Genomic DNA, 14,039 nt, shown 5'->3' on the forward strand with positions numbered 1-14,039 from the left:
CTTTTTATCTTATATCCTCTGTTTTTAATCACGGCACAGACAGGGACGTCCTTGGAATCAGATTTTCTGGAACAGGAGTATAGAAAGGATAGTCTAATCGACCTGGCTCTGGGTGAAATTTCCAATGGCCGATACAAAAATGCCCTGGCCTATTTGGATGCAGCTACAGCACTGGCGCCCAATGAGCGTTCACTCCAGGAGTTAAGACAATCTGTTTTTGAGATCATTCTCTTGGATGAAGGGCAGGATACGGGTTCTGAAATAGACACGGAGACTCCGAACTTCACCGATTTTTATATCCCTGAAGAACAAGAGATCATCTCTCCTGATTTTGCCAGAGAACTGTTATCTGAAGCACAGAGAGAGAATCCAGGACTTTATAGAAGGTCTTTTGCTTTCACTTTAGGCGGTTCATATGGATTGACTCAGCCCGTCTATGTGGAGAACGGCCTGGTCTTGACCGGAGAAGTCAGTACTCCGGAACATCCCTTTTCCCGGATTTTTGCAGAGACAGAATATTTCTTTAATGAATCGGAACGCAAATTTGGAGTTGCCGCCCGTTACCGGGGAGCCGTTCATAACGACGATAACATCGATATGTTAGACCATCAATTCGATATGACTCTTCATATCCGGGGTTATTTTGCCGAAACCATGGAGAACCGGCTCATTTTGGGAGCTAAGATGGGCATCGGATACCTTTTCCTTCATGAAGACAGCACGCAGCAGGATGGTCGTGGGGATCTTGAGATCAGCAGCGCCTTTGTTGCAGGTGTCTACTTTGAGGATGCCCTGTTGAGGTACCTCTTTAAAAATCAGGCTTTGTTCAAAAAACTTCTGGTAGATTTAAATTTTGATTTCTTTTTTCTGAGTGAATTGAATGATGTCAGTATGGCCCAGTATTCCATAGGAGCAGGGTATCAGTTTACTGAAAACTGGAAACTGGGAATCTTCAATGAAGTTTCCAATGGAACTACGAATATTCAGGAAACGAATTCATGGGAAGCCGGGATGAAATTAAAATACAGCTACTGATGGTCCTCTAGCTGCATGAAGTGTGAGATTCGGCCCGGTTGAGCCCAATTACAGGTTCCCTCCATATTCTGTTGTTTTAAAATTCTATTAATGCCTGGATGCTTCAATTCACTCAGGACTCTCGTGGCTTCTTCTTCTGTTTCAAATGAACAAGCTGCCTGAAGCGCCTGGTTTGGAATCCATATCTTTCCCTCATAGTTGTTGAAAATCCGTGGATTGAACTCTTTTTTACCATAGGCTTCCCAGACAATTTTCCAGGATGAGAAGGTGTAGGGGCCTACGCCTAAGAGTGTCCAGAATCTTCCATTTTTCATGGTACTGCCCAGCATACTTCCTTTTCTGTTGGTTAGCTGATCCTTGTGGTCCTGCAGGTATTGCCAGGCGTGAGGATAGGATTTGAGTTCTTCTTCATCAAGGGCCTTACCCATTTTGTTGTAGGGAAGAAAGACAAAGCGGTTGGGAGGGGCATCGTTTCTAAACTGACGGTTTGTGATAAGAGGATAAACAAGATCTTCCGGTAAAAGGAATTCTCCCCTCTTATTCTGCATCCGCAGGATACCCGCATTGAGTTTTTCCATTGCATCGAAGATAAAAATATGATTTCGGCCACCAGTGTTGATGCCCTGTCTGGGACGGGAGTCACGAGATATCCGGATCAGGGACGGTGGGAGAATATCGTCCTGTATCCTATAGGAGCTTCCCGCTTCTCCTACGGGAGCACATATTTCGCTGGTCCACTGGCCTGTTTCAGAGAGGGTCAGGTAGGGAATCCTCTCCTCTTGGGGTTCTGATTTCTTTAGGACCGAGAAACCGCAGCGTGTACTCACTTCCTGGAAAACCCTGTTGGTACCAAAGTCTCTGATTTCCTGGAAACAGAAGCGATCTCCTTGGAGGATTCCTTTGCGGAAGGCATTATGTGCCCCTTCATTGAGAAGTAGGGATAGGGGAATGAAGAAATAGCCTTCTCCTCCTGGTTTGAGATGATCCTGCATCGCTTTTTGAATGATCAAGGCTGCCAGATCAATTCTGGAATGACCCAGGAGAATTTTTTTTCCACTATTGATGAGTCCATACCGTTTAAACCAGACCTTGAGTTCTTCTTTGTCCTCATCGGGCACATCTGTAAAATTCAACCAGGGTGGATTTCCAAGAAGAATATCCCATGATTGAGGGGATACCTTCAGAAAATCTTGATGGACCAGAATCTCCTTTTGGATCTTCAGTTCATACTCGTTTTCCATCCTGTCGTTGAAATCCAGGGTAAAGGCTTTTTCTCTTTCATACCCCCTGAGCCGATTAAGCATGGGGGAGGTCAGAGGAACCCTGTCCTTCTGACAAACCCTGATCAGGGCTTCCAGAAGTCTGCCGTTTCCGGCTGTGGGATCAAGAACAGAGGCTCCAGATGCCCACTTCTTGTGTATATCATAGGCTCTGATCATCTCCTCTGCGATCCAGAGAGGCGTGAAGAAAGCTCCGATTTTTTTTCTGTCTTTTTTGCTTTTCGGGGATACTTTATTCATACTTTTCGAGTATTTCTTCAATTTTTTTATCACCAAGGCAATCTGTGACTTCTGAAAACACAGCTTTGATCAGAGGATCTTCTTCGTATCCCGGTATGGGATTGCTATAATTGCAAAGGGCATGGAGCAGTGATCTTAATTCAATAGTATTGAGGGGTCTCGAAGGGAGAAAGCCAGTATTTTTGTTTTCAAGAATGACCTTGTAGAGAATTCCCTGTTCCAATAAGGGTAAAAGCAGTTTTTCAGCATTCCTTTCGGGCATATTTAGGATTTGGGACAGTTCAAATAAATCGGGAGGGGCCTGTCCGTTTTTAAAGGCCCTGGTAATCATCGAGAAGAGCCTGAGGCTATTTATCAGAGCTTCTGCAGGAGCATTTGTTTTTATACTCTTCAGGGAGAAATAGCTGCGGTGTTGGTGAACATAAGCCAGTTCTGCCATGAGAAGGAGATTCATCCAAACCAGCATCAGCCATATCAACATGAGGGGGACCATAAAGAGTGATCCGTAGATGATCGATAGACGGACGGACTGGGTTGCCCAGAATCCAAAAAGCCGTTTGGAGAGCTCCCATAAAATGGTTCCAGTTGTGGCAGCTACAAAGACACTCAAGGAATGGATTCTGCGACCGGGTATGATGGTCAGAAGAATAAACTGTCCCAGAAAAATAAAGAGAAATGAAGCCATCCTCTTTTGGAAAAGGGGATAGAACCAGGAGTACCCCAATTTTTGAAGAACCAGATTGATCATATCTCCCGAAAGAGTGATGCTGGCGGATATGAACATACCCGCGAATATGATGACCGCCGTATAGGTGGCAATGCGGTTGATAATTTTTCTATCGGTGCCCACTCTGAAAATATGATTCAGAGTTAATTCTATGTTATTCAATAGATTCAGTACTGTGATAATGAATATGGGAGTTCCAAGGAAACCCAATCGTTTACTGTTCTCTGCAAAATCGAGGATTGCGTTTTTAATGGGATCTTGCATTACAGGCAGGAGTGTTTCGGCAATAAAAGATTGTACCGAATCATCTGTCATGATAGGACCGCCAAAACCTATGAGAATGGCCAGGAGAGGAACAATTGCCATTAGGGTAGAGTATGCCAGACCGGCTGCCCTTTGAGGCCCCGCATCATCGATAAAGCGCTGAACGATTTGCCGCAGGAAGTGAATGTACTGAAATATGCGCGAAGAATCTTTTTTCATATGAATCTAAAAGGATTATAGGCCAGGAAGAAAAAGTGCTCAAGAGAAGGGGGCAGGGAGGCCGTCTCAATTGGAAAACCTCCCCTTGGAATTAAAATCTAGGGAGGGGTAATTTCCCCACTCATGTCCCAGAGGTCTTCCCAGGTCTGGCCATCTTTCCAGAGAAATACATGTCCTTTGATGAGGCGGCAGTTCTTATCAATTTTGGAGAGTTCCGCCATGTCCTCCTCGCTGAGGAGATTTTCAACAGTGAGTTTCAAATTGCTCAGATATTTATCCCTATGGACTGAAAATGGGATTGGAATCTGTCCTCTTTGGACTGCCCACTTCAGGCAGACTACGGCAGGATGAACTCCCAGACGGGCCGCGATCTTCTTGACAACAGGGTCTTCAATATCCACAGTGTCCTTATCCGTCTTGTCTCTGTCTGGTCTGTTGGGTGATCCAATAGGGCAGAACCCGATAGGAACAATATTGTTTTCTCTTACATAGTCAAATAACTCCTGTTGTTGAAAGTGTGGATGGAGCTCCATTTCATTGCAGGCAGGCTTGATTTTTGCATCTCTTAAGACCAGTTTGAGTTTAGGAATTGTCATATTGGACGTTCCGATGTGTTTGACAAGTCCCATTTCAACCAGTTTTTCCATCTGTCTCCAGGTTTTCATGTAGTTTTCATGGATGTAGGGCTTTGCATCGGGGCTTCTTGAATCGACATCACATCCTGGAGCATGAAAATTAGGAAAGGGCCAATGGATAAGGTAGAGGTCAAGATAATCCAGCTGCAGATCTTTTAGAGACTTTTTACAGGAATTGATGACATCATCATGCTTATCGTTCCAAACCTTGGAAGTGATCCAGAGCTCTTCTCTTTTGATCCCCCCATCCATGGCTATTTTTAGTGAATTTCCTATAAGGTCTTCATTTCCATACACTGAAGCGCAGTCTATGTGTCTGAATCCTACTTCAATGGCTCCTAGAACAGCATCGGCTATATCCTGCATGTTAAAACGATCGGATCCAAAGGTTCCAAGGCCAATGGCCGGAATCTTCTTGCCGGTCCAGAGTTCCCTAGTGGGGACCTTGGCGGGGTCTACACCATCTGGGGCTATTGAGAAAGTTTTTGTAGTTTTTGACATATTTTCTCCTTGACAGTTTTAGTGTGTTAGAACACCTGCTGCTTGAATCCTTTATACTATGCTTTTCAAAGTTTGGCAAATGGTTTTAATCTTTTTTAAATATTAAGTTCTAAAAGGAATTAAAAAAAGAATAAGATGTAAAAATTATAAGGATGCTATGGTATTTTCCCTGTATAATACAACAATACCAACTCGTGGAGTCTTTGATGAATTGGGATTATTCTCTTTTCGATGCCATCCAATTAATGATCCCTATTTTCTGTTTCTTTATGACCATGTCGGTTGTTATAATCTATCTGTTTCTTTACAAGAATTTTCATAATAAAATTTATTCAACTGGTTTTCTGTTCAGTCTAACCGCCATGTTCTTCGTCTTTTTTGAGTCCTTGCTCATCATCTATGGCTGGTTGGGGTTGTATGAAGAAGGCCGGATATTTCATTTCGCCGGGCAGATGACCGCCTCTTATTTTATGTTCACCCTGCTTATGTTCTCATCGGCACTGATGGAGAAGGCCACGCTCATTTCAAAGGCCGTTGAAAAGATGGCCTATATCGGCTTAGGTGCCGCCGTACTGTTGACTGTTGTGAGTCTCATTAAGCCGGAACTATTTATCTCTCTCAGCGAGGCATCGGATATTGCCCAGTTGACACCAGGAAATTTTGCCCGGGGAAAGGAGGGAATACTCCTCTCAGTGCGAGACCTCGTTATGGGATTTTGTATCTTTGTTCTGGTCATCATGTCGGCTATTTCCATCGTTATAAATAAGGCAAATATAAAAACAATTCTCATAGCTTTCGGGAATTTTATAGCCACATTTACGGCCATCGATGATCTGATCTTTTTTCATTTCGGCCACAGTTTCTACTTGAATGGTTTTAGGTTTTCACGTCTATCAGTAGGACTGTCATTTATGTCGTTCATCATAATCATTGCCATCCTTGTGGACTATATAATGACCCAAAACCGCTTGAATGACACCCATGATATCCTTCAGTCAACCCATAAGAAGCTTCAACTGTCTGAGCAAAAATACAGACATCTGGCCGAAGGGGTCGATCAGGCTGTTTTTTCCCTATCCAAAGATTATAAATTCCTTTCCTATAATAAAAAAGCCAGCCAGTATTTTCATCTGGCGAAAGAAGAAATTGACCTTTCCTTTCCCGATCTCCTGGGGAAGTTTTCTAACATAGAAAATAAGGGTGTCTCGAGGCAAATCCTTCTTGAAAACCTCAGACAGTTGAGCAGCGAGAAGGAGTCTGCCTTTTTCCATTCCGTTATTAATGACCCCAGGACGGGAGAACCGGAGGAGTTGGAATTCCATATTGATTATGTAGATTCCGATGATGGAGAAATCGAGTACATCTGCAGGGCTGAGAAGATGAAGGCTAACCGTCTTATCCGCTGCATTGAGCAGGAGAAACTGCAGTTATCCATCGAAAATTACATCATTGCCATTGATGATGTCACGACCAGACTCACCAGTGCCTTAAATAAGTATATGGATTCAGGGAGTTCCCTTATGATTAAGATGGGTCTTCAGGAAATTATCATCAATGCTATTGAGCATGGAAATTTGAACATAACATTTGAAGAAAAGTCCCAGGCCTTGAAGGAAAACCGCTATCTTGATTTTATCAGAGAAAGGCAGGTTGATCCTCTATACAAGGATAGAATGGTCAGGATTGACTATGTTTTGAATTCGGATTATGTCCAGTACCTGGTACGCGATGAAGGGGTTGGCTTTGATTATAAATCTACCATGAGAATGGTGGATCACTCGGTGGAACAGGAATTTATGACCCATGGTAGAGGAATTAATATGACCCGGGTTCTTTTTGATAAAGTAGAATATAACAGCAAGGGAAATCAGGTCTTGCTTGTTAAAAATTTCAAGGAATAGCTAAAATCAGCGGTCTATTCTTTAGGTCATATCATCGGGTAGAAGGGCGCTTTGTGAATCTGCCGGTCTTCCGGCATTCTTCAGATTTTGAATCCGAAATTCTCGGGAATGACCCTGCGGCGAAAATCTTCATTAAAATAACGGTCTGTCATGTTGGCAATATAGTCTATGGCGATCCGTTCGGGTGGATTGTCTTTGATATAAGAAGGCTTCATCTTAAGATGTGCCCATTTGTGGATATAGCTGTTTTCATCCTGGGTGATGAGTTCTTTCAGATAGGCCTGATAGAGGTAACGAAACATCTTTTCTATTTTTCCGTCTTCTGTCTTTTTATCGGGATTCATATAAATTCTTTTGTAGTTGAATTGAAGAAGTTCACTCATGGACTTGTGGATCTCCTTTGAGAAAGAAAGTCCTTTTTTTCCATAGCTCTGTTCGATGAGGTCAAAAGACAGGGCCCGGATGATTCTGTCGTTTCTGTCTCCCAGAATCTTTCGCACCTCAGTAGGTATTTCTTCCCGTTTTAGCATCCCAATGGTAATGGCATCCTCAATATCTCTTCCAATGCAGGCAATGATATCAGAGACCCTGACAACACAGCCTTCCAGGGTCATGGGACGCAGTGTTTTGGAGGCTCCCCTGACTGTGAAGCAGCTGTGGTATTCTTCCATGACTCTGGCGGCATTTTTATTTTTTTCCGGCAAATAGATCTCATGCAAAAACTCTCCCTGATGACAAAGGATGCCGTCAAGAACCTGTATTGTCAGATTCAGACCTCTGCCGTTGTTTTCCAATTCTGTTAGAGTTCTGACGCTTTGACCGTTGTGTGTGAAATACCCGATGTTCTGCTCTTCACAAAGAGCATTCAGATGGCGTTCGCCGTCATGTCCATAAGGAACGTGTCCTAAATCATGTCCCAGAGCGATGGCTTCTATGAGATCTTCGTTGAGTTTGAGAGCCCGCCCAATATGCCTGGCAATTTTGGATACTAGCTGAACATGGAGAACTCTGTGGGTGATATTATCATTTTGAAAGAGATAAAAGACCTGGGTCTTGTCGACATATCTTGTATAGGAGGACGAGTGTATGATCCTGTCTGTATCTCTTGTAAAAGAACTGCGGATATCATCCTGATTCCTGTTTTGGTTTTCCGGAGTGAACCGGAGTCCCCTGCTGCTGGGGCAGGCTTCATCTGAGAGTGTCAGTTCTTCTCTTTGTTTGTTCTGTGCCAGAATTGTAGATACGAGTCTGCTGTTCATTCCGCTTCCTCATAGGCCTTAGTCAGTTCATCTTTATAAATGTTTAGGTAGTTTTCTTTGTCCTTGAGGCGGTACTGCATGATCCACCGGGGATGCGGGAGGGGGAGTATCTTGTCAAAAAAATGATATTCCCTGTTCAATTCAGTTATTATTTTGAAGTTCTTTCCCTGGCCCAGCGAAAAGGCTATGTGCCTGTAGGCTCCCATATCAAGTTGATTCTGAAAACTTTTTACAAGCCAGGGTTTCAGGGCTTTCATCAGGGCAGGAGTATCGTAGTAGTTTCTATTCTTACCCCTCCAGGTAAAACCGAGGGGAGACAGGGATGTCAGAAAATAGCGGCTGAAAAAGTGATCCGTTCCTCCGCAATAATCAACCATATCGTAGATAAAACGGGACGAGAGTTCTCTTCCTCCGGTAAAATTATGATCTAGGAAACAACGGCTTGTAAGGGCTTCTGGATCTGTAAAGGGAATTCCTGTGACGCCTCCGCCGAAACGGCCCGGATTGATCCCAATGAGAAAGATCCTTTTCTGCTTGTCTCCATAATACTTGTGATAATAAAGCTTCATGACCCGCTGTACTTCATGATTCTCATAGGGGTACAACAGTTCTGTCTCATCCGGTAACGGGACGGAAATCTCGGTGGAGCTGATAAAGGAGAGGTATCTGGCAGCAAATGTATTGTGTGGGGAAGGCATACTCTCTTTTACCTTATTTTTCCATTTTTTTCCAGTTGATTTCAAATTTTACATTGGCGGAACAACCGGGTATAATCGAAGCAATTGAGGGCGGGGAGGCATCGTGTGTTTGAACCTTTTAAAATCACAGGCAAAAGAGAGGAGGATTATTCTTCTCTCATAAAGGCCCTATCATACCTTGTGCAGGATGAAACAGACAGAATTGCTGTTTTAGCGAATGCCTCGGCTCTGTTAAACTGGTATTTAAATGATATTAACTGGTTGGGATTCTATCTTTTTAACCGCAAAGAGAATCTTCTGATCTTAGGACCCTTTCAGGGCTTGCCTGCCTGTGTCAGAATCACCCCGGGAAAGGGGGTCTGCGGTACAGCCTTTGAGACGGCCGAAACTCAGATCGTAGGGGACGTCCTATCCTTTCCTGGTCACATTGCCTGTGACAGTGCCAGCCGGAGTGAACTGGTGATACCCTTAATTCAGGATGCTGTGGTTCTGGGTGTTCTGGATATCGACAGTCCATTGCTGGACCGCTTTGACAAGATTGATGCTTTCTGGCTGGAACAGGCCGCAGAGTTGATTACAGAGCTGCTCTAGAATCTGATTCCACCGCTCAGTAGAAGTTCTACTGTTTTCAAGGTGACCCTGTTTCCAAGCTTGTCATCATAACTCAGTCTATCGCTGAAGGGGATCATCAACCTCATATCACCAAGCCAGTTTCTTTTTTCCTGCCTTTTAAACTCCATGCCCGAAGCCAGCATGAATCCCAGAGAGAGGGGTGACTGGTTTTTCATTTTACTTTTTTGTTTTATGCCATTTAGCCGGCTGGTTTCAACCAGATTCCTGGAATAAAGAATCTGAAACCCTCCAGAAAGTCGAAAGATTTTATCTTCCGATGAGAGGGGGAATATCCTCGTTACGGGCAAAATCAGCTCGAGGGAGTTCAGAGCCGCGATTTTAATGTATTCATCTTTGCCGTTGGAGAGGTGGATTCCTCTGTTGATCACATAGTTCAGCTCCGGAGAAAAGAAGTTGACAGAACTCAGGGGAATCTCGGCAAAGCAGCCCAGGCCGAGAGTTCCCAGTGAGTCGGCAAAATCTCTGTTTCCCACTTCATCAAGGAGTTCCTGCCAATCCTGTCCAGCTCCTGTACTGATTCCCAGATTCAGTTTGATCCCGTAGTCCAGAGCCCATAAGCCTGAAGTCATGAGACTCAGCAGTATAAGAATTAGTGTTTTATTGACAAATGGCATCCATTCCTCCGGGAAAAACAGTGTATATGCCTATTATAGCAAAAAACCTGCCTCATAAGGCAGGTTTTTTAAGCTGATTCATCTCTGGCTGTTTTGTTTTAACCTTCCAGGTAATCCAGAGTAATGTTCAGCATACGGCGAACCGGTTCTGCAGCACCCCAGAGAAGCTGGTCTCCTACGGTGAAGGCCGTAAGATAATCGGGTCCCATATTGAGTTTTCTAACTCTTCCGACAGGGATGGTTAATCCGCCGGACACGACTGTGGGTGTTAAAGCCGCTAGTGAGGCTTCCTTGTAGTTCGGTACCAATTTGACCCAATCATTACCACTTTTGATAATATCTTCGACCTCATCCAGGGGAACGTTCTTTTTCATCTTGACTGTGAGAGCCTGAGAATGGCACCTCATTGAACCTATGCGGACACAGAGGCCGTCAATGGGGATGGCCGGATCGTTCATCAATATTTTATTGGTTTCGGCAAACCCCTTCCACTCTTCCTTGGTCATGCCGTTGTCCATGGCTTTGTCTATCCAGGGAATCAGGCTCCCTGCCAGGGGAACACCAAATTGTTCTTTGGGAAATTCGTCACTTCGGAGAGTCTCGGTTATCGTTTTATCCAGTTCGAGGATCACCGAGGAAGGGTTTAACAAATTTGTCGCACTCTTACCCAAGACATCCATCTGTGATATCAATTCTTTCATATTCATGGCGCCAGCCCCGGAGGCCGCCTGGTAGGTCATTGAGGTCACCCACTCAATCAGGTTTTCTCTGAATAGACCGCCCATGGCCATCAGCATCAAACTGACAGTGCAGTTGCCGCCCACGAATGTTTTGATTCCTGAATGAAGGCCATTCATTATGACGTCGAGATTGACCGGGTCCAGGACAATCAGGCTGTCATCTTTCATTCTCAAACTTGAGGCAACATCAAGCCAATAACCTTTCCATCCGGTTTTCATCAGGTCTGGATAGATTCTATTTGTATAAAATCCTCCCTGGCAGCAGAGGATTATATCTTGTTGTTTTAGTGTTTCAAGATCAAAAGCATCCGCTAAAGGAGGTAGCTCTCTACCAAAATCTGGGGCATTCTGACCAACCTGGGATGTGGAGAACAATAAGGGGTCCATTGTTTTTCTATTCAAATCGCCTTCAGACATCATTCTGTCCATCAGTACGGATCCGACCATTCCTCTCCATCCAATTATCCCGACTTTTTTCACTCATCTCTCCCGGTACATTTAAATTAGGAAAACTATACGTTTTTATGGATTGATCTGTAAATAGGAGGAGGAAGATGGTTGGGGATTTCCTTTACAGCGGAATGCTCTAATATTATAATGAAAGATGAGTAAAAGTGGGAAAAGTGAGAGTTGAAGGACTCTTTCAGAGTGAGAACTGGTAGAATTCTGTAAAAAACACTTTGACCATAACCGTGTTTAGCGTACATTATGTATGAAATATGGGGCTGGGAGCATGAACTCCGGCCAAAATAAAATCTTTAAAAAAATAATAATCCGGAGGATAGAAACATAATATGGCATATCAACTGACAAAGTTTACCTTGAGTGAAGCATGGTCAAAGAGCCGCGAACTTTATAAGGATTTACCTTTTCTGGGATATGCCGGTGAATCCGGAATCAGCTATGGACAGGTCGCTCAGAATATCAGAGAAATCCAGTCTTACCTTGTTTCTCAGGGCGTGAGCCGGGGCGATAAGGTGGCCCTCATCAGCGAGAGCCGCCCCGAATGGGGGCAGGTCTATTTGGCAATCAATACAATGGGTGCCGTAGCTGTCCCCATCATGGCAGATTTTTCTTCTACACAGATGTGTCATATTCTGGAGCACTCTGACTCGGTCTATATCTTTGCATCGGATAAGACGATTCCCCGTCTCCTGACTGCTCCTCTGGTCATATCGGGTAAACTGGTCATGATCAAAGACGGCTTAAAGACAGGGATAGTGAAGGTTGAAGGAGATAGTTGGAGCTTTGCGGAAGAGTCCGATCTTTTCAACCCTGCCTCTCCGGTGCAGGAAGATTTTCTGTACATGTCTGAAGAAGATGATATCGCCTCAATACTATACACCTCTGGAACAACGGGAAACTCCAAGGGCGTGATGCTCACTCATAAAAACATCAGCCATAATGCTTATGTTGGTATTGATATCTGCTACGCTGCTGAAGAAAGCAGATTCTTATCTGTTCTGCCACTGGCGCACTCCTATGAATGTACTTTGGGGCTTATTATTCCTATGATGAGCGGTTCTTCCATACATTATATCAAAGGAGCTCCCACTGCCCGGGTGATGCTGAAGGCCCTGGAATTGGTTAAACCCCATCAGATGCTGACAGTTCCCATCCTGATTGAAAAAATTTATAGAATGAGTATTGCTCCTAAGTTCGCATCCAAAAAGGTCCTAAATTTTCTTTATAACAAGCGGCCGACTCAGTTTCTGTTGAACCGTTTTGTTGCCGGGAAAAAGCTTAAGGCTCTATTTGGCGGAAGGCTTGAGTTCTTCGGTATCGGCGGGGCTCCACTGGCTCCGGATGTAGAAGTTTTTCTTCGTGATGCCCGATTTCCCTATTCTGTAGGGTACGGTTTGACCGAAACAGCCCCCTGTCTGGCTGGAGATGTCCCTTCCCGTTCTGTTTACAGGGCCATAGGGAAAGCCTTCCGCGATGTGGAACTCCGCATTGCCGATGTCAGTCCCGAAACAGGACACGGAGAAATTCAGGCCCGGGGACCAAATATCATGGCCGGGTATTACAAGGATGAAGAAAAAACTGCGGAGGCCTTCAGCGAGGACGGGTGGTTCAAAACCGGAGACCTGGGATATCTTGATGAGAATGGTGTCCTATTTATCAAGGGACGTCTGAAAAATATGATCCTTGGAGCCAACGGAGAGAATATCTATCCCGAAGAGATTGAGGCGGTTTTGAACAAAGACCCCTATGTCATGGAGTCCCTTGTGACCCGTATGGAGAATACACTGGTGGCCAGAGTTCATCTGAATGCGGAAAAGCTGGATGAATTTTTAAAAGGCCTGAAGCATACTCCCGAAGAGCTGCACAGGATCAAAGAAGAAACTCTCGAGAAAATTAGGCAAACAGCCAACAGCAGTTTAAATACCCTGTCCCGCTTGGGGAAAATGATTGAACAGGAAGAACCCTTTGAGAAAACGCCATCCATGAAAATCAAGCGCTTCCTCTATTCTAAAATCATCTCCAAGAAGGATGGGGCTGATAAGAAAAAAAGCAGTCATTAAAGATGCGTCATATTGTATGAGAGACGGGCAGAGCGGTGGGGGCCAAAGGGCATGATAAACTTCAGATCTTTCCATCAGCTTAATAGGCGGCAGGAGCTGGACATTCTCTGTCCTCTTAATGAAGGCTGTTCATGAAAAGCGGAGAAATTCTATACCATGATATCCGCTCCTCCCTAAATGGAGTTATCTGCATGGGGAGTCTTTTGAAAGACACAGATCTGACGAATGAACAAGCGGATCTGCTCAAATATATGTTGCTATCTGCGGAAAAAACCCTGTCATTACTTAATGAACAGCAGAAAAAAATTAAAACATCCAAACAGGATATTCCCTCTCATGTCTCTTCGCCGGAATTGACCTCTTTTCCCGATGGTTCTTCTGCGGGGCGTCCTTTATCGATTCTGGTAGCCGAGGACGATGAGGTCAACCGCCTTTATCTTACGACTCTTTTGAAGAGGGAACACTGGCAGATTGACGAAGCTGCCAATGGAGTGGAAGCTCTTGAGTTCTTTACACAGAAAGACTATCAGGTGATTCTTATGGATGTGAGCATGCCTCTGATGGATGGAATTCAGCTTGTACAAAAAATAAGGGAAGACAATTCTGATATTCCCGTATTGGCCATTACGGCTCATGGTGAGGTGGATCTTCAGGAAGAACTACTCCAGGCCGGAATGACCGAGGTCCTGCTCAAACCCATTCATGATGAGTATCTTTTGGGGAGAATAAAATCCCTCTGTTTTTAGCTTGAGTCTCCCTTTATAAAAA

12 protein-coding genes are annotated in these 14,039 nt (G+C 44.3%); 5 read left to right on the top strand and 7 right to left on the bottom strand.

Annotated elements, in window-relative coordinates:
* Positions 1–51: 51 nt before the first annotated feature.
* Entirely contained in the window at positions 52–1,035 is a 984-nt protein-coding gene (locus EXM22_RS01235; protein WP_149484762.1) for a hypothetical protein, read from the top strand.
* Here the strand turns inward: EXM22_RS01235 and EXM22_RS01240 are convergent.
* The 3 genes from EXM22_RS01240 to EXM22_RS01250 all read right to left on the bottom strand — a co-directional run bounded on the left by EXM22_RS01240 (position 1,029) and on the right by EXM22_RS01250 (position 4,901).
* Entirely contained in the window at positions 1,029–2,555 is a 1,527-nt protein-coding gene (locus EXM22_RS01240) for a DNA methyltransferase family protein (protein WP_149484763.1), read from the bottom strand. The genes EXM22_RS01235 and EXM22_RS01240 overlap by 7 nt on opposite strands.
* On the bottom strand, positions 2,548–3,765 hold the full coding sequence (locus EXM22_RS01245) for a YihY/virulence factor BrkB family protein (protein ID WP_149484764.1): 1,218 nt from the start codon (positions 3,763–3,765) through the stop codon (positions 2,548–2,550). Before EXM22_RS01245 ends, EXM22_RS01240 begins: the two co-directional genes overlap by 8 nt.
* Before the next feature lie 98 nt (positions 3,766–3,863).
* Positions 3,864–4,901, bottom strand: coding sequence for an aldo/keto reductase (locus EXM22_RS01250; RefSeq protein ID WP_149484765.1), 1,038 nt, complete (start codon positions 4,899–4,901; stop codon positions 3,864–3,866).
* Between the two features lie 206 nt (positions 4,902–5,107).
* On the opposite strand from EXM22_RS01250, the gene EXM22_RS01255 reads away from it, so the two are divergent.
* Positions 5,108–6,802: an ATP-binding protein gene (locus EXM22_RS01255; RefSeq protein WP_168203273.1), complete on the top strand. Its 1,695-nt coding sequence runs from the start codon at positions 5,108–5,110 to the stop codon at positions 6,800–6,802.
* Between the two features lie 80 nt (positions 6,803–6,882).
* Here EXM22_RS01255 and EXM22_RS01260 read toward each other — a convergent pair whose 3' ends face one another.
* Positions 6,883–8,061 carry a deoxyguanosinetriphosphate triphosphohydrolase family protein gene (locus tag EXM22_RS01260; protein ID WP_149484767.1) on the bottom strand — a complete coding sequence of 393 codons (1,179 nt, stop codon included), beginning with the start codon at positions 8,059–8,061 and terminating at the stop codon, positions 6,883–6,885.
* Entirely contained in the window at positions 8,058–8,759 is a 702-nt protein-coding gene (locus tag EXM22_RS01265; RefSeq protein WP_149484768.1) for a uracil-DNA glycosylase family protein, read from the bottom strand. Before EXM22_RS01265 ends, EXM22_RS01260 begins: the two co-directional genes overlap by 4 nt.
* 105 nt (positions 8,760–8,864) lie before the next feature.
* Between EXM22_RS01265 and EXM22_RS01270 the strand changes: the two genes are divergently transcribed.
* Positions 8,865–9,350, top strand: a complete 486-nt coding sequence (locus tag EXM22_RS01270) for a GAF domain-containing protein (RefSeq protein WP_149484769.1) — start codon at positions 8,865–8,867, stop codon at positions 9,348–9,350.
* Here the strand turns inward: EXM22_RS01270 and EXM22_RS01275 are convergent.
* Together EXM22_RS01275 and asd are read right to left on the bottom strand one after the other, a co-directional pair.
* Positions 9,347–9,961, bottom strand: coding sequence for a hypothetical protein (locus tag EXM22_RS01275; RefSeq protein ID WP_149484770.1), 615 nt, complete (start codon positions 9,959–9,961; stop codon positions 9,347–9,349). The genes EXM22_RS01270 and EXM22_RS01275 overlap by 4 nt on opposite strands.
* Positions 9,962–10,104: 143 nt before the next feature.
* Positions 10,105–11,226 (bottom strand): aspartate-semialdehyde dehydrogenase, encoded by a 1,122-nt coding sequence (gene asd, locus EXM22_RS01280; protein WP_149484771.1) that lies wholly within the window; start codon positions 11,224–11,226, stop codon positions 10,105–10,107.
* 314 nt (positions 11,227–11,540) lie between these two features.
* Here asd and EXM22_RS01285 point away from each other — a divergent pair, with 314 nt between their 5' ends.
* The gene (locus tag EXM22_RS01285; protein WP_149484772.1) at positions 11,541–13,271 is read left to right on the top strand and encodes an AMP-binding protein; all 1,731 of its coding nucleotides are present in this window, start codon (positions 11,541–11,543) and stop codon (positions 13,269–13,271) included.
* 131 nt (positions 13,272–13,402) lie between these two features.
* Positions 13,403–14,017, top strand: coding sequence for a response regulator (locus tag EXM22_RS01290; RefSeq protein WP_149484773.1), 615 nt, complete (start codon positions 13,403–13,405; stop codon positions 14,015–14,017).
* The last annotated feature ends 22 nt before the right edge of the window (positions 14,018–14,039 follow it).

Origin of the sequence: Oceanispirochaeta crateris (genome assembly GCF_008329965.1) — a bacterium.
Taxonomy (GTDB): domain Bacteria; phylum Spirochaetota; class Spirochaetia; order DSM-2461; family DSM-2461; genus Oceanispirochaeta; species Oceanispirochaeta crateris.

Bases quoted from the DNA above. Each gene is read 5' to 3' on its own strand.
- EXM22_RS01240 (WP_149484763.1), bottom strand. From the start codon at position 2,555: ATGAATAAAGTATCCCCGAAAAGCAAAAAAGACAGAAAAAAAATCGGA.
- EXM22_RS01245 (WP_149484764.1), bottom strand. From the start codon at position 3,765: ATGAAAAAAGATTCTTCGCGCATATTTCAGTACATTCACTTCCTGCGG.
- EXM22_RS01250 (WP_149484765.1), bottom strand. From the start codon at position 4,901: ATGTCAAAAACTACAAAAACTTTCTCAATAGCCCCAGATGGTGTAGAC.
- EXM22_RS01255 (WP_168203273.1), top strand. From the start codon at position 5,108: ATGAATTGGGATTATTCTCTTTTCGATGCCATCCAATTAATGATCCCT.
- EXM22_RS01260 (WP_149484767.1), bottom strand. From the start codon at position 8,061: ATGAACAGCAGACTCGTATCTACAATTCTGGCACAGAACAAACAAAGA.
- EXM22_RS01265 (WP_149484768.1), bottom strand. From the start codon at position 8,759: ATGCCTTCCCCACACAATACATTTGCTGCCAGATACCTCTCCTTTATC.
- EXM22_RS01275 (WP_149484770.1), bottom strand. From the start codon at position 9,961: ATGACTTCAGGCTTATGGGCTCTGGACTACGGGATCAAACTGAATCTG.
- EXM22_RS01285 (WP_149484772.1), top strand. From the start codon at position 11,541: ATGGCATATCAACTGACAAAGTTTACCTTGAGTGAAGCATGGTCAAAG.
- EXM22_RS01290 (WP_149484773.1), top strand. From the start codon at position 13,403: ATGAAAAGCGGAGAAATTCTATACCATGATATCCGCTCCTCCCTAAAT.